The 285-nt window shown below is 35.8% G+C and carries 1 pseudogene; it reads left to right on the forward strand.

The annotated features are described in order from the left end of the window. Positions 1-285: pseudogene (locus AOA61_RS30945) on the forward strand (hypothetical protein); the annotation flags it as partial.

A 285-nucleotide genomic window follows, 5' to 3' on the forward strand; every position in this document is an offset into this window, starting at 1 on the left:
TTGAAAATCAGACAGTGGCGTTACCCGCAGGATTAAACACACATGATTTAGAAAAGGTAGTAAATATTATAAATGAACGATTAAAGGGGGTACCGTTGGTGCACCTCCGTCATAAATTAAAAACTGAAATAGGGAAAGTGCTTGAGAAAAGCCATCAATTTGCGGTAGTTATTGGAGAAGATCAGCACTGCTTTATTTTAGTAGTCGGAGAAAAATCACAGTTACGTTTTAGTAATGAACAAAAAGACTGGTTAACAACACTTGCTTATTATGCAAGTATTTCAC

The sequence above is a fragment of the Pseudomonas sp. 2995-1 genome (assembly GCF_002742505.1).
In the GTDB taxonomy this organism is placed as follows: Bacteria; Pseudomonadota; Gammaproteobacteria; order Pseudomonadales; family Pseudomonadaceae; genus Aquipseudomonas; species Aquipseudomonas sivasensis.